Genomic DNA, 22246 nt, shown 5'->3' on the forward strand with positions numbered 1-22246 from the left:
ATGGGGTTTCCAGCGAGACCAGCAAACGCACCACGGCCATGTCCGCCACGCTGCAGCGCCAGCTGAGCTCGGTGGAGCAGATCGTCACGGCGGTGACCGAGATGTCGTCGGCGGCCAATGAGGTGGCCAAGACCTGTGTGCAGACCGCCGATGTGTCGGAGCAGGGGCTGGTGGCCACGCGCAACGGTAAGGAGGTGATTGGCCGTAGTACGTCTGGGGTCAACAAGCTCGGCGCCAGCATCCAGAATTCCAGCAAGGTGATTCAGGAGCTGGAGAAGGAAACGGTCAATATCAACAATATCCTCTCGACCATTCAGCAGATCGCCGAACAGACCAACCTGCTGGCCCTCAACGCCGCCATCGAAGCGGCCCGCGCGGGTGAGCAGGGCCGTGGGTTTGCGGTGGTAGCCGATGAAGTACGCAACCTGGCCAAACGCACCCAGGACTCTACCGAGCAGATCAACAACATCCTCAACCTGCTGGTCAATCGCATCAAGGAAGTGACGGTGAGCATGGACCAGAGCCTGGTCGAGTCGGGCAAGGCCATCGATCTGTCCGAGGAGGTTATGGCTGCCTTCGAAAGCATTGAAGGCAAGGTGCAGATGATCCGCGATATGACCATGCAAATCGCCACCGCGACTGAGGAGCAACATCTGGTGACCGAGGAAATCAACCAGAACATCGTCGCCATCAACGACGCGGTAACGCAGATATCTGTTCAGGCCTCCGAGGTGGAGAGCTATGCCCAGGAGCAAAGTGGCCTGAGCAGTGAGTTGAAGCAGCTGGTGGTGCGCTTCCGTACGGAGTAGGCCGGCCGCACATTGCTGGCCCCTAGAAAAAGCCCCGCAATTGCGGGGCTTTTTATTTACCTGCGATAGCCATGACCATGTCTATGCCCGTCGTGCCTACGGTGTTTGTGGCCATGCCAGCGTTTATGACGTGGCCGTTCCTGAACGTAATACACCGGGGCGGGTTGGTAGTAGACCGGTTGACGTTCGTAGTACACCCGTTGTGGCGGGTAATAGGCCGGTGGCGGCGGGTAGTACTCGCGCGGCGGCGGGGCGTAGACCTGCACGGGGCGGCTTTGGCTGACGATAACGCCGCCAATCACCGCGCCCACTACGGCTCCGGCAATCGCGGCGTCACGGTTGGAGGCCTGAGCTGGGGCCTGGGCAAACAGCGCCAGACTGGCCACCAGGCCGGTGATAAGGGGAATACGCGACAGCATGATCGAAACTCCTCTGCAAACCGGTCTTTCCCGGCTTATTCGTTTCGACACTGCCTGTTGCGTGGCATTGCAGGGTGCAATGTAAAGCCTGTGTAAAACAGGGCGGCGGCCTGGGCTGGTCAATAGCAGTGCAAATAGGCCGAAACAGCACGGTCTGTTGATGCCAGGCTGCGGAAGGGGTGCTAGCAAAAGTCAGCTCAGCTGTGCTGGAGAACGGGATATTTGGCAGTATCGGCAGGCTGGTGGATCAAAAAATAATTCATTCCGCCGTCTTTGCTTCTTTACTTCAGCCTTAGGCCTGAAGCCGGAGAAGGTCCCTCTCAATCAAGGAGTCACTTATGCTGAGTCGCAAAGGATTTATGCTCGCTGCAGTCGCCGGGCTGTTGGCCTGCCATGCTCAAGCCGCTGATGTCACGGTTAAGCTGGGCAGTACCGAGCGCGTCACTCGTTTGTTTGCTTATCCCAATAACTGCAATGTGATCTGCTATCGCGATTGGTCGCTGGAGCAGACTGCTGAGCACTACCTGCGCCAGAGCTTGCAACGCGATGGTTATGCCAACGCCACGGTGACCGTCCACCGCGAGGAGCAAGAGCTCTACGCCAAATTCAGCGAAGTGCCTGACGGCTACGGTAAGCCGCTCGAACAACTGCTGAAGACTGGCGAGCTGGCCTACAGTGGCGCCAAATTGCTCAACAAGGATGGCAAGTGGCAATACAACTGGTCGTTGTTCCTGCCGCTGGGCATGGCCCTCGATAACCGCAAGAGCGTTGAGCTGCTGCACTTCCCGCCGGATTACTCGCTGACTCAGGCGCAGGACTATCTCGAGTCGAGCACCACAAACCGCTGGGCCGATCTGCTGACCGAGAACGGCATCAGTGCGGCGCAGACGCCGGCCTTCCAGACCATCATCGACATCGCCCCGATTGCCGCGCCTGCCAACGCCGGTAGCGCGCTTGAGGGTGTGTACAGCTATTTCAATGCCTATCAGACGCAGATGGTTATGCAGTTGACCGCGGGCGAAGGTGGGCAGGCGCTACCCATGGTGGCCTTCGGCAGCCCGGTGCGCAGTTGGGTTAAGCAGCAGTACGGGGTTTCTCTCGATGTGCTCGGTCTTGCGCAGATTAGCCCGGCCGCTGGGCAGCAGGTGGCTGTGCTCGGCGCTAACCACCCTAGTTACATCTGGTACGCCGCTGACCCGGACAACTATGACGGCGATCAGCAGAAAGCCGATGCGGCCGGCATCAAGGTCATGGGGCAGGATCTCAGCGCTGCGTGCTGGCAGGCCAGTATGGGCGAGCAACCCAGTCAGGACGCGAGTCCGGTGCTGAGCGCCTGCAGCGAGAAATGGCAGGTCACGGAGAAGCTGCAAACCTGCGAACTTTTCTATACCTCAGTGCGCAACCTCAGCCCCGAAGCTGCGCAGGCCAAGTGCACGCCGGCTAGCAGCTAAGCACCTCGGCCAAAGCTCATAGCTGTGAGCTTTGGCCGCAGGCTGCTAGGCAGCACTTTTGCTGCGCTCATCTTGTCGGTGTTTGCGAGAGAGCCCGGTAAGCTTACGGCCCCAGCAACTGCTAGCGGCTACGGACTTCTTATGCTCACCCTTGACTGGCTCCGCCATCATCCCGAACACACTGAGCAGTTGGCTGAGTGGCTTTACCAGCAATTTCCCTATGAGTTCAGCGAGCAAAGCCTGCTCGACTGGCAGGCTGAGTTCGCTGCGGGTCAGTACAATGGTGACTGGGAGATGCTGATTGCCCTTGATCATGGCCAGCTATTGGGCTGCGCTGGCTTTGCGAAGGATGATTTGCCGCTGCGGCCCGAATTGGGGCCTTGGTTGGCATGTGTTTATGTACGCCCGCAGGCCCGTGGCCAGGGCCTGGCCGAGCGGTTGGTTGAACGTATCTGTGCCACCGCCCGTGAACGCGGCCACGCAAGGCTCTACCTGCACACCTACGACCGCGCGGATTATTACGCCCGGCGCGGTTGGACACTGCAGGAGTGCTTCCAGGCCTGGGGCAACCCTCAGCACTTGATGTATCGCCAGCTTTAGCCGGTTGTTTGAAAAGCCACCTGCGTTGCCATCACGGCGTCTCAATTTGCCCGGTACGCCTGCTCGCGCTAAGGAATGGAGGGCGTCTGATTGCCCGTTGTCGCTTCTGCTACGTCAGGCGTTGCAGCTGGAACCTGGCCTTGTGCGGCCAGGTAGGCCTGTAGCTTGGCCATCTGATCGTTTTTCAATTGAACCAGACGCTGCAGCTTGTCGAGTTGGCTCTGCAAATCGGCAATACGGCTTTTCAGCTCAGCGTTCTCACGATTGGTCGAATCGAGGCTTTCCTGGGCTACCGCCAATTTATCTAGCAGGGCCTTGTTACCTGCGCTGCCTTTGTCACTGCCGGTGCCGCCTTTGTCGCTGCCATCCGCAACCAGTTTCAGATTGTCACTGCGTTCAATTTTTGCCGGCGTAGCGGCTGCGTTGCTGCGCTTGCTGGCGTCCAGCTGACGGGTGCTGACGGCAACACTGCGGCTTTCACGCCAGGCTGCGGTCTGCTCGTTGACCTGGGCAATGGCGGCGCTGTGCGTGCGACTCTGGATTTGCTGTGCATCGGGTAGGCGCAGCACCTGGCCGCTTTTCATGCGGTTGATGTTGTTGTCGATAAAGGCCTGCGGGTTCAGCTCCTGAATCGCCAGCATGGCCTGGTGCACGCTGCCGCCGGCCCGCGCGCGGTTAGCGATGTCCCAGAGATTGTCATTGGCGGTGGTTTTGTATTCATTACCTGCCAGTGATGTGGCGGCAGCTGTGCTGGTTGTCGCTGGCTGACTTGCAGTAACCGTTGGGCGCGCTGCGGATGGCTGTGTACGTGGCGCAGAAGTAGCGGCCGTTGCCGGCGGTTGTACTGCCACGGGGGTAACGCTGTGCGCGGTATAGAGCGGAGGGTCCAGCAGCATGGTGTATTCACGCTGCAAACGACCATTCGGCCAGAGCACTTCCACCAGGAAGTTCAGGTAAGGCTCACGCATCGGTTTGTTGGAGGTTACCCGGATAACACTCTTGCCGTTGGCTTTGAGTATTGGGGTGAACTTCAGATCAGTCAGGAAGAACTGACGATCAACGCCGGCCTTGTTGAAGGCCTCAGGGGACGCTAGGCGCGGTATCAGTTCATCGGCCGACAGGTCACCGCCCTCGACCAACTCAATCTCAGCCACTAGTGGTTGATTGAGCTGTGACTGCAGCGTTACCTCACCCAACCCTAGCGCGTGCGCCATGCCGGATGACAGCGCCGAAGCCGCTGCGATTGCCAGCACCAGTTTACGAACCCGAGCCATAGCGTTATCCCTTGTTTTATCTGTTTCTCGACCAGCGAGAGAATCTTGAGAGTGGCTGCTGTCTCGACCGCAAGGTGGTCCCTGCTCGATCAGCAACTCAGTGGTGGCAGTTTTGCAAGGGTGGGATTTTATTGAGTCGCGCCGATTAATTGTGTTGATCAGCTTGCAAATCTCTCAAGGTTCTTGCAATGAACTGCGGTTAATGGCTGCCATTCGTCGGGCGCGCAGCATCTGCTGTCTCGTTCGGATGGACATGGGGGTTAACTGGTCGGCGCGTCAGATTTTTCTGCCAGCCCTGTGTGTGGGGGCTTAGCTGTTTTGTGCGTCCTTGCGACATTGCGCCTGCAGGGCTGCCCAGCCGTCTGCGCCGAGGTCTTCGAGGGTCTGGATGTTGGCTTCGAAGATTGCCTCAGGGTCAGGGAAGGCGGCCACGGCGCGGTCGATGCTGGCTTCGCGGAGGATATGCAGGGTCGGGTAGGGTGAGCGGTTGGTGGCATTGCTGACATCGTCTACGCCGGTGTCGGCAAACTGAAACTGCGGGTGGAAGCTGGCCACTTGCAGGATGCCGGCATAGCCGAGCTCGTCGACGGCCTCATCCACCACGGCGAGAAAATCGTTGAAGTCGAGAAAGTCGGTAAGGGCTGAGGGGTGGATCAGCAGCGTGGTGTCGGTTTCGCTTGGCTCACAGTTGGCGAGCGCGTGCAGCTCGTCGATCAAGGCGCTGAGCAGTTCTTCCGGTTCAGCGCTGGCGCACACCACATAGCGCACTTGCCCTTTGACCTGCACCGCCTTGGCGAACGGACAGAGGTTCAGGCCGATCACCGCGCGATCAACCCAGGCGCGGGTTTCGGCAATGGCGTGGGCGGCGCTAAGGGTGGCAGTGCTAGACATAGGGCGTTACTCGGGCTGGCGTGGCGTGAAGTTTAGCGGCAATAACTGCGCGCAGGGTTCTCGGATCGAGGCTTAACCGCTGTTGCGTTGCGGGTTGCCGGCGCGGCGTAGCGGGCTGCATTGGCTGGGGTCGATGGCGCCGACATAGGGGTTGCCATGGCCCATCACGCAGCCGACCTGCTGGTTGCGCCAGCGTTCCCATTCGCTGATCGGGTATTGGCGACTCCAGGCTTCGTAGGTGCGGCGGTCGAGTTTCGACAGGCGCAGCTGGTAACGCTCAGCCATATATAAATAGATGCGCGCTGCGGCACCACGGGCATGGGCCGGCGGCATGGCGGTTTTCGTCTTGAAATTGACCACCATCGGGCAGCTTCCGTACTGCGTGGGTGTGTCACTGAGCATGCCGAGGGCGTAGTTGGAGCGGTCACCATTCACTTCGCCGATGCTCGGCACCAGATTGTGCAGGTCGGCTTCGGCAGCCTTGAAACTGACGTCGGTGCGGGTGCAGTTCTTGCGGCCGCCATTCTGCCAGCACTGGCGCTGATGACCGATCACCCAGGCCGGCACCACATGCTCCCATTCCAGGCGCTGGGCACGGCGCAGCTGTTTACGTGGGTTGTAACCGCAGCTACCGAGGTCTACCCGGTTGCCGCTGTACGCGCATTGGCAATAGAAGGTATTGGGCCGTTCGGCATACAACCGCCAGGCGATTTTCTTCGCGGCGCTGAAGGTTTTTGGGGCATCGGCAAAAGCGGGCAGGGCAACTAACAGGCAAAACAGGACAAGCAGATGCGGCATGGGGCACTCGGCAGCCAAAAAGCTGCGGATCATACCGATTAAAACGCTCTACCACGGGTCTTTTGACGATGCACTGTTAAGCGGTTGGCAACCTTTTATGCATGACGCGGTCTGTTGGCAGTCCACCTGAGCTTATGCGGCTAGGTATTTGATTGTGTTCAAAGTCATGTCTTTGAGTAGGAAAACTGGCCAATCTGGATTTTGTTGCTAGCGTTACCCCATTACACCGCAGCGGACGACCTCCTCTGATGAGTACTGTGCAGCGTTTGCCATGGCTGAAAACTGGCCCCGCTTGGTCGGGCGGCAGTGCTGTGGCGATTCGCCCGCTGGTGCTGGTTGTGCTGTTGCTGGCCGTCAGCGGCTGCTCAACCCGCCAGGATCATCAGAGCATCATCAGCAACCGCAGCCCGATCAAACCCACCGAGTTCTTCCAGAGCCATGCCGATCGCATGGCCACCCTGGGCATGCGCAACAACCTCAATAGCCTCTACCGGTTGATGGACAAGCTGTACCTGCGCAACCCGCGCGAGTGGCGTAAAACCGGCCTGGCTGATGTGGAAGTCGCCAAGCGTGCAGTGCACCGCGCTATCGAGTTGGACCAGCCGCTGCCACAACTGGGCGGGCGTACCGATGTTGCCGCTCTCGGCTATGCCTTGAGCGCCGAGTACCAGGGCGATCGCGTGGGGGCATTTATCTATTCGCTGGCCAGCATGCTGATTACCGCCCATGGCGGGCGCACGGAGTACTACCTGAGCGACACGTTGGACCCGCAGTTTATCCATAACGCCGCGCGCAATTTCGAGAAGGCCAGTTGGATGCTCGCCCAGCGCACGGATGCCGGTGGCAAGCCCTGGCTGCTGTCCAACGAGATTTCCGCCGAGGGACATAACCTCAGCTATGCCGTGGAGTTCGGCAAGATAGTCGCGCGCCTGGATCTGCTCACCGATGTGCTGGATGAGCGCTATCGGCGCATGGGTGTGAGCTATGCCCAGGGGTTGCTGTTTATGAACTTTCTGCCGGTGCAGTAGGACGGTTTACGCCTTGTCCTACTTGGCGTTTTTCGGCACGTCTACGGCCAGTCGCTCGAGAAACATCGCCAGCGCTACCTCTTCAGCTTTCAGGCCCTTGCGCACCCGCGGCTTAGGTAGCTTGGATAACTCGCCCAGGCTGAAGTGCTCCAGCACGGCAGGGTGGATATAGCATTTGCGGCACACCGCAGGTGTGTTGCCCAGTTGCTTGGCGACGGCCTTGACCGTGGCCACCACATGGCGCTTCGCGTCCGATTCTGGTTGCCATTCCAGCTCTCGCAGCACGGCTAACGCCATCGCGGTGCCGGCCCAGGTGCGGTAATCCTTGGCGGTGAAGTCCGCCCCGGTAAGTTGGTGCAGGTAGGCATTAACGTCCGATGAGCTGACGGTGTGACGCGCGCCGTCTTCGTCCAGATATTGGAAGAGGTTCTGCCCCGGCAATTCCATGCAGCGCCTGACCACTGTGGCCAGGCGTCGGTCCCTCACACTGACTTGATGTTCGACGCCACTCTTGCCGACAAACTGAAACTTGATATCGCTGCCTTGGATAGCAACATGACGTGTGCGCAGGGTGGTCAGGCCGTAGGATTTGTTGTCTCGGGCATATTGGCTATTGCCCACGCGAATCAGCGTGGCATCCAGCAGCATCACTACGGTAGCCAGCACCTTCTCGCGGGTAAAACCTGGCTTGGCGATTTGTGCCTCCAATTGCTTGCGCAGTTTGGGCAAGGCGTTGCCGAATTCTTGCAGGCGCGCATATTTGTCAGTGTCGCGAACCTCACGCCAGCGCGGGTGATAGCGGTACTGCTTGCGCCCACGAGCATCGCGGCCAGTGGCTTGCAGATGGCCGCGCGGGTCTGTGCTGATCCACACGTCGGTATACGCGGGCGGCACCGCCAGTGAGTCGAGGCGCTTGATTTCATCGGCGTCGGTGATGCGCTCACCCTTGGCATCGAAATAAGTGAACGTGCCGCGCACTTTCTTACGGCGGATGCCGGGTTGGCTATCGTCAACGTAATGCAGGTCGCGGGGCAGGTCTGCGGGCGACGCGGAATCTGGCATGACGCAATTTCCTTGGCAATCAGTCAGGAGGGTCTATCTGATTGACCGCAGCATGTTGCGGGTGTGCCAAATGGTTTTTCAACAAGGGTCAGTTCAGCGCTGCCTTTCCTTGTTTACAGCTGGTGTTGATCACTGATCGGCAACAGCACACCGCAGCATGCAACACCAACAGGTTTCTGGGAGGCTCAATAGCCTTCCTCCAAGCGTTTATGGCTTTGCGCATTGGCTGCCTCGATCTGCTGTTTCAGCTGCTCGGTCTGCTGTTGCAGTTGCGCCGCCGGCTCGGCTTGCAGGCTGGCGGTTGCCGCTGTTTCACCGAGACCGCAGGCGCTCAGAAGCAGGGTCGTCGTTAGCAGCAATAATGGATGGGTGAGGCGCATGATGGCTCCTTGGTAAAGGGATAAAGGCGCGGCTTAGCAGGTTGTTGAAAAGCTACCTGCGTTGCCATCGCGGCGTTAAAAACAGGCTCAAAATGCTCATTTACAATTTGTAAACTCCGCTTTTTTGCCTGTTTTTGCCTTGCGCTGGCTGCCTCGCCTACGCTTTTCAACGGCCTGCTACTGCCAGCGCTGGTAGATGCTGTCTAGGGTGCCAGCCTGTCTCAAACGCTCCAGCGCCGCCGAGAACTGTTTGGCACGGGCGCTATCATCCTTGGCAAAGGCCACATAGCGCGGCATTTCCACCAGCGGTTTGGGCAGGATGCGCACACTCTGCTCGGCACGCTGTTCGCGCACGAAATACATCAGCTGCACCCGATCACCGACTATCACATCGATGCGCCCGGCCAGCAGCATCGACACCAGCTGCCGTGGATTCTGCGCGCTGATGTCGCGAGACAGTTCGGCTTTGTCGAAGTCCGACTGGTAGGCATAACCGCGCACCTGACCAATGGTGTAGGGCAGCAGATCGTCGAGTTTGCTCCAGTCGCTGAGGGTGATTTTGCGCGAGGTCATAAACACCGTGGAGCCGGTGCGGATCGGCCCGACTAACGCATACTGCTGCATGCGCTCCGGTGTGCCGGCAAATTGAAAGGCCATAGCCACTTCGCTGCGATCAAGCATGCGTTTGACCCGTTCCCAGGGGTACAGGCGCAGGCTGTAGGGAATTTTGGCCTCCTGCATCACCGCCTCTACCAGCTCGACATCCAGCCCGCGCGGCTGGTCATCGTCGATGGTGACAAAGCTGTAAGGCGCAAACTGCTCATCACCCACCACCTTCCACGTCTCGGCCTGCACCGCCCAGGGCAGTAGCAAGGTCAGGCACAGCGCAACACTACGCATACGATCCTCCAAGCGGGTGCCTCGAACGAGCAATCTGCTCTGTATTGATGCTAGCTAATTACGCGGCAGATGCTCTGCGTTCAGGTTTTTATCCATATGACCTGAATGATGTTTTTTGCGATGGCGTTACTACGTTTTGCGATGACTTATTTCCTTTGGTTGGTTGTTTTTTGATCGATAGATTAAGTTGATATTGCTGCTATTTACCGCCTGTAGATTGGCGTCAGAAAATTGATCGTTGCTTCTCAGTTTTGTTCTTGGGGGCGCGAAGCATTAGTTGACTCTCCTTAGTCTGGTGTCGTGCCCACCCCGATAGGAGAGCCAGATATGAAACTCTGGACATGCAGTTCCTTTGAAACACCTAGCCATAAAAAACTCTCAGTCATGCTGTTCAGCCTGATGATGTTGATATGTTCCAGCCCTCAGGCTGAACCATCGCTTTCGCTTAAAGGCCCGCGTGATGTGGTGTGGTCTGACTTCCTGGGCGTGAATGCTCAGCTGCTGTGGTTCGAGGAAGCGGCGTACCGCCATCAGCTCGACCAGATGCAGGCGTTGGGGCTCAATTGGGTGCGCGTCGACTTACATTGGGACCGTTTGGAGCCTGCCCCTGGGCAGTGGCAACTGAATACGCTGGACCGAATGACGCAGGTACTTGCTGAGAAGAATGTCCGCTCACTGATGTTTATGGTGGGGTCTGCGCCGTTTGCCAGCAGTGCACCAGCGGGTACGCCGAACTACGATCAGTACCCCCCGATTTCTGCGCAGATGTTTGCCGATAGCCTTGGCTATCTCGCTTCACGCTACACCACTGTGGATGCCTGGCAGGTATGGAACGAGCAGAATATTCCGTCTTTCTGGCAGCCAATGGAGGATCCGGCGGGATACAAACAGTTGCTTGAAGTCAGCTTGGACAAGCTTGAGCAGGTCAATCCCGATGCGCAACGCGTGATGGGCGGGATGGCCTATTACAGTCAGATGCCAGTTCGCGGTGGTTTGATGCTTGAAGCGCTGGATGGCATGGGCAGCATCAATAATGATCGTGTGACGGCGTATCACCCGTACAGCCTAACGCCTGAGGGCGATGTGGTTGCTGATAAGGATTTTCTGGTGCGTGGCACGGTGCTCAATCAACGCCTGCGCGAGCTGGGTAGTGAGTCGATCTGGGCAACAGAATTTGGTTGGTCCAGCTACAGCGGCCAGGTGGAGTGGCAGCCGATTATTGGTGAGCAAGGTCAGGCCGATTACCTGATCAAACGCATTGCCCTGATGAGTGCGATGGATTACGACCGCATCTTTCTTTTTAACCTCAGCGACCTTGACGCGCGTGCCACCTGGCGTGATCAGAAGTATGGGTTGCTACGTTTGGACGGGAGCCAGAAGCCTGCTTACAAGGCGTTGAAGCGCTTCTTGGATATTACTGGGCCGAGTATCAAGCCATTGAATGCCCCTGCGTTTGCCAACGCTCCGCAGGGAATGCTGAGCATGGCTTGGCAGCGTGCTGATGGCCGTTGGGTTTGGCTGTTCTGGGCGCAAGAACCCGGTCGAGTAACCCTTGCCCGTAAAGGCAAAGGTACGATCTACAACCCATTGCAGGGTACGAGTCGGAGTTTCAATGCGAGTGGGGCTGGGCTTGCAGTCGATGTGGGGACTGAAATGCAGATCATCGTCATGTAATTCGGAGGTGGCGGATAGCCTGGCTGTGAACGCTGCTATTCATTCGGGATGACTGCATGGGTGGCGGCGCTCACTGCTACGGCGGTTAACCAAGCGTGGCAATAAAGCGCTTAACCGCCTGCAGCAGGTCTTCGCAGGAGGTCGAGTGCATCACTATTACCAGTAGGCTTCGACATCCTGTTTCTTCAGTCCGAAGTGGATATGAATAAGCATCACCACATGGTTCTGCGGCCAGGTGCCGAGCACTTTGCGGGGGGGCCGAAGAGGGCACGCCACTGTCCAGTGCTAGGAAGAGCGCTGGTCCCTTGTCGGAAGTTATCGGTTTGGCCAGAAAGGGTCGGCCAGGGCGTGAATCCGTGACTGGATTGCCGGTTGGATCTTGGCAGTGAGCATGACAACCTTGATGTCAGGCTGCCCATGGTGAATCACTGTTGCGGCCTCCCGGCCGCTGATGCCTGGCATGTTAAGGTCCATACGATCAGAAAGCCCCGACCTATAGCCGGGGCTTTTTTATACGGGTGTTGTGCTCAGACTTTACGCACGAACTCGGATTTCAGTTTCATCGCGCCGATGCCGTCGATTTTGCAGTCGATGTCGTGATCACCGTCGCACAGGCGGATGCCTTTGACCTTGGTGCCGACTTTGACCACCAGGGATGAGCCTTTGACTTTCAGGTCTTTGATCACGGTGATGGTGTCGCCATCCTGCAACACATTGCCGACCGAATCCTTGATCACCTTGGTGTCATCGGCCGCTTCACTCGCGCCAGTGGCCGACCACTCGTGGGCACATTCCGGGCAGACCAGCTGGTTGCCGTCTTCATAGGTGTATTCGGAGTTGCATTTGGGGCAGGGTGGCAGCGTGCTCACGGCGGGTCCTTGGTGGGTTGATCGGGAAAGGCCGCATATTGTATAGGGTTTTGTCGCGTTGGTTTTACCGGGATGCGCCTGAGGCGGATGGTTTTGGCCAGTTGAGTGTGCCGCGGTCGTTAAAACGCCAAGTGCTGAACAGGCCATTCGCCAGTTTGCCGTTCAACTCATAGGGCAGGCCTTTGCCGTCCTGATAACCGGCCATGCCCCAGGCCTGGCGCAGCGCGTTGTAGGCGGAAAGGCTGACTGGAATACGTAGAACGCTTTCACCATAACGCGGTACTTGCCCGCTCTGGTCACTGACGCCATTGAGCAGCGGCTGCTGATTGACCTTCAGCTCCAGGGCAACGCCATCGAAATTGATGGGCCGGTCATTGGGGTTCTGCACCCGCAGTTTGATTGCGAAGCGCGCTTCCAGGCCTTCACCGGGCAGCGGTTCGATTCCCACCAGCTCGATGCGCAATGGATCGCGCGGGGCCAGGGTGCTGCAGCCAGCCAGAGTAAGCAGCAGGCTGATGAGCAAAGCATGGGCGAGTGTGCGGTAAAGGGCGTTGGGCATACTGGGCTTCCACTGCTGAGTAAACACAGAGTAGAGACCTCAAGAGCGCAGCGATTACGCCGCAAACAGGGGAAATTAGCCATGTGAGGGGCCTGGAGGGCCCGCCAGGCAAAGGCTAGTTCTGCCGCGGTGTGGTGCTGGTCCGGCGTTTGATCGGCTTGCGTGCAGGCTTGTCGCTTGTTGGCACGTGCAGATAGGACATCACGCTCTCGGTCAGTTCTGCGGCCAGTTGTACGGCTTCCTTGTTACGCGCCATCACGCCGGCGACCAGGCCTTCGATCAGCGCCAGCACCGAGGTGTTGGAGCTGATCAGTACCGGGTGATCGGCAGGGGCAAACAGCGCATGTTGGGCGATGGTGGTCAGCGGCGAGGCGGGCGAGTCGGTAATCGCCAACACGGTTGCGCCGCGTTCGCTGGCAAAGCGCGACAGCTGCAGGGTGTCGAGGGAATAGCGCGGCAGGGAGATCGACAGCAGTACGTCATGTTCGGTGATGGCGGCCAGGCGATACGCGGCGTTTTCGTTGCCGCCTTCCATGCTCACCGCCGTGGCATCGGCGCAGAAGGGCACCAGGTTGGCGGCGGCCAGGCCGGCCATATAGGCGCTGTTGCCGAAACCGAGGATGTAGATCTTGCGCGCCTGAATCAGGCAGCTGACAAAGGCCTCGAAGGTGTCCGCGCTGTTATTGGCGCCAGCCGTGGCCAGGTTGCTGCTGGCGATCTGCACCTGTTCGTGCAAGCCGAAAGCCCCGTCCGGGCGATGGGCCAGTTCGTTGCGCAGCTTGTCCACCGGCGACACCATCTGCTGCAGAGTGCTGACCAGTTCGGCCTTCAGCCCGGTGTAGCCGCCCAGGTCGATGGCCTTGGCCAGGCGGTTGACCGCTGCTGGCGAGGTGGCGGTTTCCACCGCCATTTCCTCGATGTTCAAAGTCGCGGCTTTCAGCGGGTGGCGCAGGATAAAGTCGGCCACCTTGCGCAGCGAGGGCTGCAGGTGCGGGGCGATTTCCGCCAGTTTGCGCATCACCGGGGCGGCGTAGACGGTTACGTTCTTGGCAGAGGTCGGCATGGATGGGCTTTCAGCACGTTGGATGATTGGGCGTGCGCGCCGGGTCGGGCGGGCTTGGATAATTGCGTCTGAAGTGTATCCGAAGCCGGCCGCGGCTGTGCCACTGCGCGCAGTCGGCCTGTGGCGTTGGTTATTTCAGGCTGCCAGCCAGAAACTGCTGCAAGCGCTCGGACTTGGGCTGGGCCAGCACTGCACGCGGGCAGCCACTTTCCTCGACGCGGCCCTGATGGAGGAACAGAAGCTGGTTGGAAACCTCGCGGGCAAAGCCCATTTCGTGAGTCACCACCACCATGGTGCGGCCTTCCTGGGCCAGGTCCTGCATGACCTTGAGTACCTCGCCGACCAGCTCCGGGTCCAGCGCCGAGGTTGGCTCATCGAACAACATCACCTCAGGCTCCATCGCCAGGGCGCGGGCAATCGCTACGCGCTGCTGCTCACCGCCGCTCATATGCGCGGGGTAGGCATCCTTGCGATGGGCGACGCCGACTTTCGCCAGGTAGTGTTCGGCTTTCTCCCGGGCGTCTTTCTTGTTCATGCCAAATACATGCACCGGCGCTTCCATCACGTTATCCAGGGCGCTCATATGCGACCACAGGTTGAAGTGCTGAAAGACCATGGCCAGGCGTGAACGCATGCGTTGCAGCTGCTTGCTATCGCTGGCCTTGAGTGCGCCGGTGGTTCGGCTCGGTTGCAGTTTCAGCTCTTCGTTATTGAGCAGGATGCGCCCGCTGTGTGGTTGCTCCAGCAGGTTGATGCAGCGCAGGAAGGTGCTTTTGCCCGAGCCGCTGGAGCCGATGATGCTGGTGACATCGCCGGCCTTGGCGGTCAGGGACACGCCCTTGAGCACTTCATGGGTGCCATAGCGTTTGTGCAGGTTGTCGATTTGCAAGGTGTACATGGCAGCGGATTCTCTTGTTGTTAGTCGGTAAGCAGGCGGCCCTGGCGAATCGGCTGCGCGCCGGCAACCTTGGCCAGCCACAGGCCGGGTTGGGCATAGCGCAGGCGTTCGCGGGCGTAGAGGATTCCTGAGGTGGTGGCGTGCACCACGGTGTGCTGATCGCTTAGCGGGTCAATCACCTCGAACAGCGGGTCACCGACCGTTACCCGCGCGCCCAGTGGCTGGAGAAAACTCACCACGCCAGGGTGCGGCGCATAGGCGTACTGCGCGCCGGCAAAGGGCGTGGCTTCACAGCAGGTGAACGGCGCGGCGGGCCAGTCGCCGCTGATCAGCCCTTGGTCGGCGATAAAGCCGAGAATGTCGTCGGCACTGTGCTGCGCCTGAGTGCGCTCGGTATCGGCCATGCCGCGCAGCTCGATGGTGGTGGCCATACAGGCCAGCGGAATGTTGGCATCCGAATAGCGCTCGGCCAGGCGCAGCCAGGGTACGGCGCAGGCTTCATCAAAGGAGTTGCCGCCACTGTCTTCGGCCAGCAACACCGCGCCGGCGCGCAGACGCGCGGCCAATGGTTGCAGGTTTGGCCAATGCTGCGGCGAGGCGTAGAGCAGCATGATCGATTCGAAATCACAGTGCAGGTCGAGCACCAGATCAGCGTCGCAGGCTTGTCGCAGCAGCAGGCGGCGCAGGCCGTCCAGCTCTGATCTGGCGGAGGGCAGCGCGGCAATGGCCTCAATCATCAGGCGGCGAATCAACCTCACGTTGGCTTGTCCGTCGTCACCCAGGCGGCCTTCCAGCTGTGGCGCGATCAGCTCGGCCAGCGCAGGAAAGTCGCGGTTGAAGTTCTGCCCGCTGGCCAGATCGAAGCGGCCCTGGTGGGTGGCCTGAAACATCTGCCCGAGGCCAATCGGGTTGGCCACCGGCACCAGTTCGATCACCCCATTGAGTCGGCCTTGTTGTTCCAGTTCGAGTAGCCGCTGTTTGAGTTCCACCGCCACGCGCATACCCGGCAGCTCATCGGCATGCAGGGCGGCCTGGATATAGGCTTTGCGCGGGCCGCTGCCAAAACGAAATACCGAGAGCCGACGTTCCGTTCCCGCCGTGCTCCAGGGCAACCGGTGCTGAATATGTTCCATGGGTTTCCCTTAGTTCTTGCGCGGGGCCAGGTGGGCCAGCCAGCGGCCTTCGGCCAGCTTGAACAGGCGCACCAGGATAAAAGTCAGCACCAGGTAGAACAGCCCGGCGGTGATAAAGGCCTCGAATGGCAGGTAGTAGCGCGAGCTGACGGTGCGCGCCGCCCCGGTGATGTCGATCAGGGTGACGATCGAGGCTAGCGAGGTGGTGTGCAGCATCATGATCACTTCATTGCTGTACTGCGGCAGCGCCCGGCGCAACGCCGAGGGCAGCAGAATGCGCCGGTACAGGGTGATGCGCGACATGCCCACGGCTCTAGCGGCTTCGATCTCGCCATGGGGCGTGGCTTTCAGGCTGCCGGCGAGAATTTCCGCGCTGTAGGCGCTGGTGTTGATGGCAAACGCCAGGCAGGCGCAGAAGGTGGCGCTGGAGAAATACGGCCACAGCACGCTCTCACGCACCGCCTCGAATTGCGCCAGGCCGTAATAGATAAGGAACAGCTGCACCAGCATCGGTGTGCCGCGGATCACGTAGGTGTAGAGCCAGGCTGGGGCGTTGAGCCAGGGCGCGCGCGACACGCGCAGCAGCGCCAGTGGAATGGCCAGCGCCAGACCCAGCGCCAGGGCGATAAACAGTAATTTGAACGTCACCAGTACACCGCTGCCGTAGAGCGGCAGGCTGTCGGTAATCAATTGGAAATCGAGCACGGTAGAAGGTCTCGCTTAGAGTTCGGCCAGGCGGGCGCCCGCGGAATAGCGTTTTTCCAGCAGGCGCAGGGCCAGCAGGGACACGGTGGTGAGCAACAGGTACAGCGCGGCAACCGCGAGGAAAAAGGTGAAGGGTTCGCGGGTGGCGTCGGCGGCGTTCTTGGCCTTGAACATCATGTCCTGCAGGCCCACCACGGAAATCAGCGCGGTGGCCTTGGTCAGCACCAGCCAGTTGTTGGTAAAGCCGGGGATGGCGAAGCGAATCATCTGCGGCACCAGAATCCGCCAGAACACCTGCATGCCGCTCATGCCATAAGCCGCACCGGCTTCGGCCTGCCCCTTGGCGATGGCCATAAAGGCGCCGCGAAAGGTTTCCGAGAGGTAGGCGCCGAAGATAAAACCCATGGTGCAAACGCCCGCGATAAACGGGTTGATGTCGATGTAATGGTGATAGCCGAGCAGCGGCGCCGCGCGGTTCACCAGGTCCTGGCCGCCGTAGAAGATCAGCAGAATCAGCACCAGGTCAGGAATACCGCGAATAACCGTGGCGTAGCCTTCGCCGAGCAATGCCAGCCATTTCAGTGGGGACAGGCGAAACGCTGCACCAACAAGGCCCAGGGTAATCGCCAGGGTCATGGAAGTGAGGGCCAGACTGAGGGTCAGCCAAGCGCCCTCGAGAATGGTCGAGCCGTAGCCGTGGAGCATGGTGGGGGTCCTCACGCAGAGGCCGAATGGCCTGCGCTACAACGAGAAAAAGGTGCCCCGCAGTGGAGGCACCCATGAGGCATTAGCAGTACTTACTTGCCGTAGATATCGAACTCGAAGTACTTGGCCTGCACGTCCTGATAGGTGCCGTTGGCGCGGATGGCGTCGATGGCGGCGCTGATGCGGGCGGCGTTTTCGCTGTCGCCTTTACGTACGGCGATGCCGGCACCGTTACCGAAGTATTTCGGGTCGTTGAAGTCTGGGCCGACCAGGGCGAAACCCTTACCAGCCTCGGTTTTGATAAAGCCTTCATCGATGTTGATGATGTCCGCCAGGGTGGCGTCCAGGCGACCTGATGCGAGGTCAAGAAAGGCTTCGTTCTGCGAGGCGTAGCGCACCACTTCAATGCCGGCAGCTTCGAACTGGTCCGAGGCAAAGCGATCGTAGGTGGAGGCGCGCTGTACGCCGACCTTCTTGCCCTTGAGATCGACCAGCGGGTCCTTTATTTCGCTACCGGCCTTCATCGCCAGCTTGCCAGGGGTGTGGTAGTACTTTTTGCTGAAATCCACCGACTTCAGGCGGTCTTCGGTGATCGACATGGACGACAGCACGGCGTCGACCTTGCGTACTTTTAGCGAGGGAATCAGGCCGTCGAATTCCTGCTCAACCCACTGACATTTGACCTTCATTTCTGCGCACAGGGCGTTGCCGATGTCGTAGTCGAAACCGCTGATCTTGCCGTCCGGGGTTTTGAAGGCGAAGGGCGGGTAGGCCGCCTCGATACCGATGCGCAGGTTGTCCTGACTGGCGAAGCTGAAGGTGCTGGCGGCGCTGAGCGCCAGAGCGCCGAGAAGTGCGATCTTGTTCATCTTATTGACTCCTTGATGGGGCGGTTTTGGTTTGCGCTGATCGTCATGCCCTAGCCTGCGATCAGCAGGTACTGCCTGTAGCAATGGCCTCGCCAGATGGCGTGGAGTGCAACTTGAAGCCTTGTGGGCTTCTGTTCGTTTCGGCCGGGCTAGGTAGGCCTGGCCTGGGGTTTGAGTGCGAATAGGTGTGACATGTTTATTTTCATAAAGCTACTTATTAGAAATATTTGTGTCAAATACGTTCTGTCGGATTAATGGCTCAAGCCGCTCTAGCGCGGAGGCTAGCTGCTGGTGAAGATTTTTTTGGCGCTGTTGGGGCGACAAGCTTTCGATGCTGAAGGGTTGATCGGGTTTTCCTGTTGGTATATAAAATTTCACAAAGCGAGATTGTGAAAATTTAAATTCACAGCCGAAAAGCCAGGGCTGGCGCGGTGTTTTATCTGCTGCAGGGAGGCGCTGACGGGACCGGAACACCGGCTCGCACGAGTTCTCATAACAAGAGCAATAAGAATGAAAAAGCAGCTGAACAAGCGCGTGGCGGCGGCCGCCCTGATCCTTTCCTGTGCAAGCTCTGCAGCCCTGGCTGAAGGTCATTTACTGGCCGTTGGTGGCATGTTGCGTGCGAGCAACTCGCCGGTGTACGCCAAGTTCATCGAACTGGCCGGTGGCCAAAAAGATGCGCGCATCGTGATCATGCCAACCGCCAGCGGTAGCCAGGGTTCGAGCAAGCGCTTTATGGGTGAGCTGGTGGCCCTCGGCATTCCGGTCGAGCGCATCAGCATCGTCGGCATCGACAAGAGCAACTACCAGAGCACCATGAACGATGCCGCCGTGGTCAAGCCATTGGGCGAGGCGAGCGCGGTGTGGTTTGTCGGTGGCGATCAGGCGCGTATCGCCCGCGCGCTGTTCAATGCCGACGGCAGCCCGTCGCTGCTGATGCAGGAAGTGCGCAAGGTGTATGACAAGGGCGGCGTGGTCGCCGGTACCAGCGCCGGTGCTAGCATCCTCGGCGCGCAGATGCCCACCGCTTATGGCGTGGTCATGGATACCCTGGACTTCGGCGTAGCCAGCAAGGCCGACCAGCGCGGCGCTGCGGTGCTGAAAGGTTCGGGCCTGTTCAGCGGCGGCATCATCGATCAGCACCTCGACCAGATCGAGGAAACCAGTACTGGCCGTGCTGCGCGTATGGCTGCCTACCTCACCGAGCAGAAGTCCACACGCGGCTTTGGCCTGGATACCAACACCGCCATGTGGGTAAACCCCGAGGGCCAGGTGCAGGTGCTGGGCGAGGGCTACCTGACGGTGATGGACGCCAGCCAGGCCGAAAAGAAATTCGGCATATACGGCACTCAGTTGAGCAACGTGCGCCTGGCCATGCTCGGCAACGGCGACCGTTATGATTTGGCCAGCGGCAAGGTGCAGCCCGCCGAAGGCAAAGCCGCCATCGAGGCCGGTAACGAATACCTGGTGGGCAACCAGCTGATCACCGATCTGTCTGCAGTATCGGCGATTGGCCGTGCGGTACTTTATGGCCTGGCGGATAACACCGCGATGCGCCAGGTTGGCCTGATGACTCGCTACAACCCGCTTAACGGCTACCACTACGGCTACCGTTTTGAGTTCAGCAAAACCGCTGATTTCAGTGCCCACAGCCAGTTCTACGATTCGCTGACCAACTACAGCGTCAATGGCGTGCGCCTGGATATTCGCCCGGTCAACGCCAATCTCGGCGACCCGTCTACCAGCGCACCGAAAGATGCCGGCACTGGCGCTGTAGGCGATGCGATTCGCGCCGTGAGCTTCCGTGGCCTGATGACCCTCAACGGGCAGAACGCCTTCGAGCCGCAACGGCCGATTACCCGCCTGGAGCTGGCCAACGCCCTGCAGATGACCCTGGCCGCCGAGCCCAAGCTGGATGCGCTGCCCACGCTCACTGACATCGGCGCGGATGATCCGATGCGCGATCAGCTCAATGCCGTGCTTTCCAATGGCTGGATGACCAGCGCTGATGCCTTTGCCGGCAGTCAGCCGGTCACTCGCAAGGAATGGGCGCTGGCCTGCAAGGCGCTGGTGGAGCGTTATCAGGGCATCAGTCTGGCGAAAACCGCCGCGCTAACCGACCTTGGTGGTGTTGATAAAGCCCTCGCCGACGCTGCCAGCCTGACGGTGGGCGAGGGCTGGTTGCAGGCCGAGAAGGGTCGCTTCAACCCGGATGCCCCGGTGACCCGAGCCGAAGTGGCGCAGACCTTGGCCAGGGTCAGTTGGCTGAGCAAGTGATGAGCTAAATCGTTTAGCGCCGGCCCTGGTCTGCGGCGCTTTTCACCCATTCGTCTTTACGCAAGAGCCCTGTATGCAAATCAGCAGGTTGGAAACGTTCGCCCTGGAAAAGCTGTTGCAGCCCCACAGCGATCACGCTTTAGCCGCCACGCAGCCTGCGTTGCGGGTGCTGGAGCGAGTGCAAACCAGTGCTGGCTTCTACTCGATTATCCAGTTGCCAGTAAGCCTGCAAACACTGCAGGAAAATACCGAGCTGGAATGGCCGTTCAAGCTTAAGCGGTTGAAAGCAAAAGGTTATTTCGTTTGCTGGGCCGAATCGGAAACGACTCTGTGCCTGGAGGCTGTGATCAGCAAGGGCGTGTGTCCGCCCGAGCTGTCGCTGGAGCAGTTTGCCTAGCGGCAGTGCTGGAAGGAATGCGTCGCTGCCCGGCGACGGATTTTCAAGATGTTCAATAAAAAACCAATGGAGTAAGCCATGAACGTTGTAAAACTGAGCCTGATCGCCCTGGCAGTTGCCGCGGCCAGCTCGCAACTGGCAGTCGCTGGCGAGCAGCAAGAGTCCAAGGGCTTTATTGCCGACAGCACGCTGAACCTGCTCAATCGCAATTTCTGGATGCACCGCGATTTCCGTAACTCCACGCGCAATATTCGCGATGAGTGGGCCCACGGCATCCAGGCGCATTACGTGTCCGGGTTTACCCAGGGCACCGTCGGCTTCGGTGTCGATGCCCATGGTTATGGCGGCATCAAGCTTGATGGCGGACGCGGCAGCGTGGGCAACGGCATCATGCCGGTGGACGGCGATGGCCGTATCGAAGACAACACCGGCGAGCTGGGCGGTGCGGTCAAGCTGCGGGTTTCCTCTACTGTGTTGAAGTTCGGTGAGCAACGCCCCACTGCACCGGTTTTCGCCACTGGCGACTCGCGCCTGCTGCCGGAGACCGCAACGGGCTTCCAGTTGTCGAGCAGTGAGTTCGATGCACTCTCCCTCGAGGCGGGCCATTTCACCGCGATCAATCGTCGTAACTCGAGCAACTCCGATGGCGCGCTGACCAGTGAGTATGCGGAAGTCGAAGCGCGCAGCGTCGATTTCGTCGGCGGTACCTACAACTTCACCGACAACCTCAGTGTGGCGCTCTACGGCAGCGAGGCCGAAGACATCTGGCGTCAGTACTTCGCCAACGTCTACTACACCATTCCGCTGGCCGACGATCAGTCGTTGAACTTTGATCTGGTGGCCTACAAGACCGATGACCAGGGTGATGCCCTGGCCGGTGAGCTGGATACCCTGACCTACTCGCTGAAAGCCGCCTACAGCTTCGGTGCGCACAAGCTCAGCCTGGCCTACCAGAAAGTTAATGGTGATGAGTTCTTTGACTACATCGGTGGCGACTCGATCTGGCTGTCCAACTCCGTGCAGTACTCCGACTTCAACGCCCCTAACGAGCGTTCTTATCAGGTGCGTTACGACCTGAACATGGCGACTTTTGGCGTGCCGGGCCTGAGCTTTATGGCGCGCTACATCACGGGTGATCAGATTGATGGCACCAAGGCCGATCCGAATGGTTCCTTCGCCGGTTGGGCGGGCGATGACGAGAAGCATTGGGAGCGTGATCTGGAGGCCAAGTACGTGGTGCAGTCCGGTGCTGCCAAGGATCTGTCCCTGCGCCTACGTCAGGCCACACACCGCTCCACCGCGTTCGACAACGATCTGGATGAAGTGCGTCTGATCGTCGAGTACCCGCTGAGCATTCTGTAAGAAGGTTGCCGGCCGCTCATGCTGGTGAAGCGGCCGGGTTGGTTATTCAAGGTCAGCTCCCATTGCTCCTTTGGCCTTAAGGCGCCCTGTGCGGCGCCTCTTTTCTCGGCTTGGAGCCTGGCC

Annotated in this window: 21 protein-coding genes and 2 pseudogenes; 8 read left to right on the forward strand and 15 right to left on the reverse strand. The window is 59.5% G+C overall.

Going from position 1 to position 22246, the window contains the following annotated elements; genetic code table 11:
- Nucleotides 1-38: 38 nt before the first annotated feature.
- Nucleotides 39-809 carry a methyl-accepting chemotaxis protein gene (locus AACX99_RS22230; RefSeq protein ID WP_445261873.1) on the forward strand — a complete coding sequence of 257 codons (771 nt, stop codon included), beginning with the start codon at nt 39-41 and terminating at the stop codon, nt 807-809.
- 56 nt (nt 810-865) lie between these two features.
- On the opposite strand, the gene AACX99_RS13980 is transcribed toward AACX99_RS22230, so the two are convergent.
- Complete coding sequence (locus AACX99_RS13980) at nt 866-1228, reverse strand: hypothetical protein (RefSeq protein ID WP_339412687.1); 363 nt, start codon at nt 1226-1228, stop codon at nt 866-868.
- Nucleotides 1229-1566: 338 nt separating this feature from the next.
- On the opposite strand from AACX99_RS13980, the pseudogene AACX99_RS13985 reads away from it, so the two are divergent.
- Together AACX99_RS13985 and AACX99_RS13990 are read left to right on the forward strand one after the other, a co-directional pair.
- A pseudogene (locus AACX99_RS13985) lies at nt 1567-2670 on the forward strand (hypothetical protein); the annotation flags it as partial.
- 150 nt (nt 2671-2820) lie between these two features.
- Nucleotides 2821-3279 (forward strand): GNAT family N-acetyltransferase, encoded by a 459-nt coding sequence (locus AACX99_RS13990; protein ID WP_339412689.1) that lies wholly within the window; start codon nt 2821-2823, stop codon nt 3277-3279.
- Between the two features lie 80 nt (nt 3280-3359).
- Here AACX99_RS13990 and AACX99_RS13995 read toward each other — a convergent pair.
- The 3 genes and pseudogenes from AACX99_RS13995 to AACX99_RS14005 form a co-directional block, all read right to left on the reverse strand.
- Nucleotides 3360-4553: pseudogene (locus AACX99_RS13995) on the reverse strand (type IV pilus assembly protein FimV); the annotation flags it as partial.
- Nucleotides 4554-4862: 309 nt separating this feature from the next.
- On the reverse strand, nt 4863-5444 hold the full coding sequence (locus AACX99_RS14000) for a DUF1415 domain-containing protein (protein WP_339412691.1): 582 nt from the start codon (nt 5442-5444) through the stop codon (nt 4863-4865).
- Nucleotides 5445-5516: 72 nt separating this feature from the next.
- Nucleotides 5517-6242 (reverse strand): endonuclease, encoded by a 726-nt coding sequence (locus AACX99_RS14005; RefSeq protein ID WP_339412693.1) that lies wholly within the window; start codon nt 6240-6242, stop codon nt 5517-5519.
- Between the two features lie 248 nt (nt 6243-6490).
- On the opposite strand from AACX99_RS14005, the gene AACX99_RS14010 reads away from it, so the two are divergent.
- Nucleotides 6491-7270, forward strand: coding sequence for a hypothetical protein (locus AACX99_RS14010; protein WP_339412695.1), 780 nt, complete (start codon nt 6491-6493; stop codon nt 7268-7270).
- Between the two features lie 18 nt (nt 7271-7288).
- Here AACX99_RS14010 and AACX99_RS14015 read toward each other — a convergent pair whose 3' ends face one another.
- The 3 genes from AACX99_RS14015 to AACX99_RS14025 form a co-directional block, all read right to left on the reverse strand.
- Nucleotides 7289-8332 (reverse strand): DNA topoisomerase IB, encoded by a 1044-nt coding sequence (locus AACX99_RS14015; protein WP_339412697.1) that lies wholly within the window; start codon nt 8330-8332, stop codon nt 7289-7291.
- 185 nt (nt 8333-8517) lie between these two features.
- Complete coding sequence (locus AACX99_RS14020) at nt 8518-8712, reverse strand: hypothetical protein (RefSeq protein WP_339412699.1); 195 nt, start codon at nt 8710-8712, stop codon at nt 8518-8520.
- A 177-nt stretch (nt 8713-8889) separates the two neighbouring features.
- The gene (locus AACX99_RS14025; RefSeq protein ID WP_339412701.1) at nt 8890-9612 is read right to left on the reverse strand and encodes a substrate-binding periplasmic protein; all 723 of its coding nucleotides are present in this window, start codon (nt 9610-9612) and stop codon (nt 8890-8892) included.
- Nucleotides 9613-9939: 327 nt separating this feature from the next.
- On the opposite strand from AACX99_RS14025, the gene AACX99_RS14030 reads away from it, so the two are divergent.
- On the forward strand, nt 9940-11286 hold the full coding sequence (locus AACX99_RS14030) for a beta-galactosidase (RefSeq protein ID WP_339412702.1): 1347 nt from the start codon (nt 9940-9942) through the stop codon (nt 11284-11286).
- Between the two features lie 527 nt (nt 11287-11813).
- Here the strand turns inward: AACX99_RS14030 and AACX99_RS14035 are convergent.
- The 8 genes from AACX99_RS14035 to AACX99_RS14070 form a co-directional block, all read right to left on the reverse strand.
- Nucleotides 11814-12155 carry a zinc ribbon domain-containing protein YjdM gene (locus tag AACX99_RS14035; RefSeq protein WP_339412703.1) on the reverse strand — a complete coding sequence of 114 codons (342 nt, stop codon included), beginning with the start codon at nt 12153-12155 and terminating at the stop codon, nt 11814-11816.
- A 64-nt stretch (nt 12156-12219) separates the two neighbouring features.
- Nucleotides 12220-12714: an LEA type 2 family protein gene (locus AACX99_RS14040; protein WP_339412705.1), complete on the reverse strand. Its 495-nt coding sequence runs from the start codon at nt 12712-12714 to the stop codon at nt 12220-12222.
- Between the two features lie 115 nt (nt 12715-12829).
- Nucleotides 12830-13777, reverse strand: a complete 948-nt coding sequence (locus AACX99_RS14045; protein ID WP_339412706.1) for a MurR/RpiR family transcriptional regulator — start codon at nt 13775-13777, stop codon at nt 12830-12832.
- Between the two features lie 130 nt (nt 13778-13907).
- A complete protein-coding gene (locus AACX99_RS14050) occupies nt 13908-14675 on the reverse strand; it encodes an ABC transporter ATP-binding protein (protein ID WP_339412708.1) in 768 nt (255 codons plus the stop codon).
- 20 nt (nt 14676-14695) lie between these two features.
- On the reverse strand, nt 14696-15808 hold the full coding sequence (locus AACX99_RS14055; RefSeq protein ID WP_339412710.1) for a succinylglutamate desuccinylase/aspartoacylase family protein: 1113 nt from the start codon (nt 15806-15808) through the stop codon (nt 14696-14698).
- 9 nt (nt 15809-15817) lie between these two features.
- Nucleotides 15818-16513 (reverse strand): ABC transporter permease, encoded by a 696-nt coding sequence (locus tag AACX99_RS14060; protein WP_339412712.1) that lies wholly within the window; start codon nt 16511-16513, stop codon nt 15818-15820.
- Nucleotides 16514-16528: 15 nt separating this feature from the next.
- Entirely contained in the window at nt 16529-17218 is a 690-nt protein-coding gene (locus AACX99_RS14065; RefSeq protein WP_339412714.1) for an ABC transporter permease, read from the reverse strand.
- Nucleotides 17219-17310: 92 nt separating this feature from the next.
- On the reverse strand, nt 17311-18087 hold the full coding sequence (locus AACX99_RS14070) for an ABC transporter substrate-binding protein (protein ID WP_339412716.1): 777 nt from the start codon (nt 18085-18087) through the stop codon (nt 17311-17313).
- A 510-nt stretch (nt 18088-18597) separates the two neighbouring features.
- Between AACX99_RS14070 and AACX99_RS14075 the strand changes: the two genes are divergently transcribed.
- From AACX99_RS14075 to AACX99_RS14085, 3 genes are all read left to right on the forward strand, one after another.
- The gene (locus tag AACX99_RS14075; RefSeq protein ID WP_339412717.1) at nt 18598-20364 is read left to right on the forward strand and encodes a cyanophycinase; all 1767 of its coding nucleotides are present in this window, start codon (nt 18598-18600) and stop codon (nt 20362-20364) included.
- Nucleotides 20365-20437: 73 nt separating this feature from the next.
- Nucleotides 20438-20761: a hypothetical protein gene (locus tag AACX99_RS14080; RefSeq protein ID WP_339412718.1), complete on the forward strand. Its 324-nt coding sequence runs from the start codon at nt 20438-20440 to the stop codon at nt 20759-20761.
- 78 nt (nt 20762-20839) lie between these two features.
- Nucleotides 20840-22123, forward strand: coding sequence for an OprD family porin (locus AACX99_RS14085; RefSeq protein ID WP_339412719.1), 1284 nt, complete (start codon nt 20840-20842; stop codon nt 22121-22123).
- The last annotated feature ends 123 nt before the right edge of the window (nt 22124-22246 follow it).

The sequence above is a fragment of the Pseudomonas sp. EA_35y_Pfl2_R5 genome (genome assembly GCF_963970805.1).
GTDB lineage: Bacteria > Pseudomonadota > Gammaproteobacteria > Pseudomonadales > Pseudomonadaceae > Aquipseudomonas.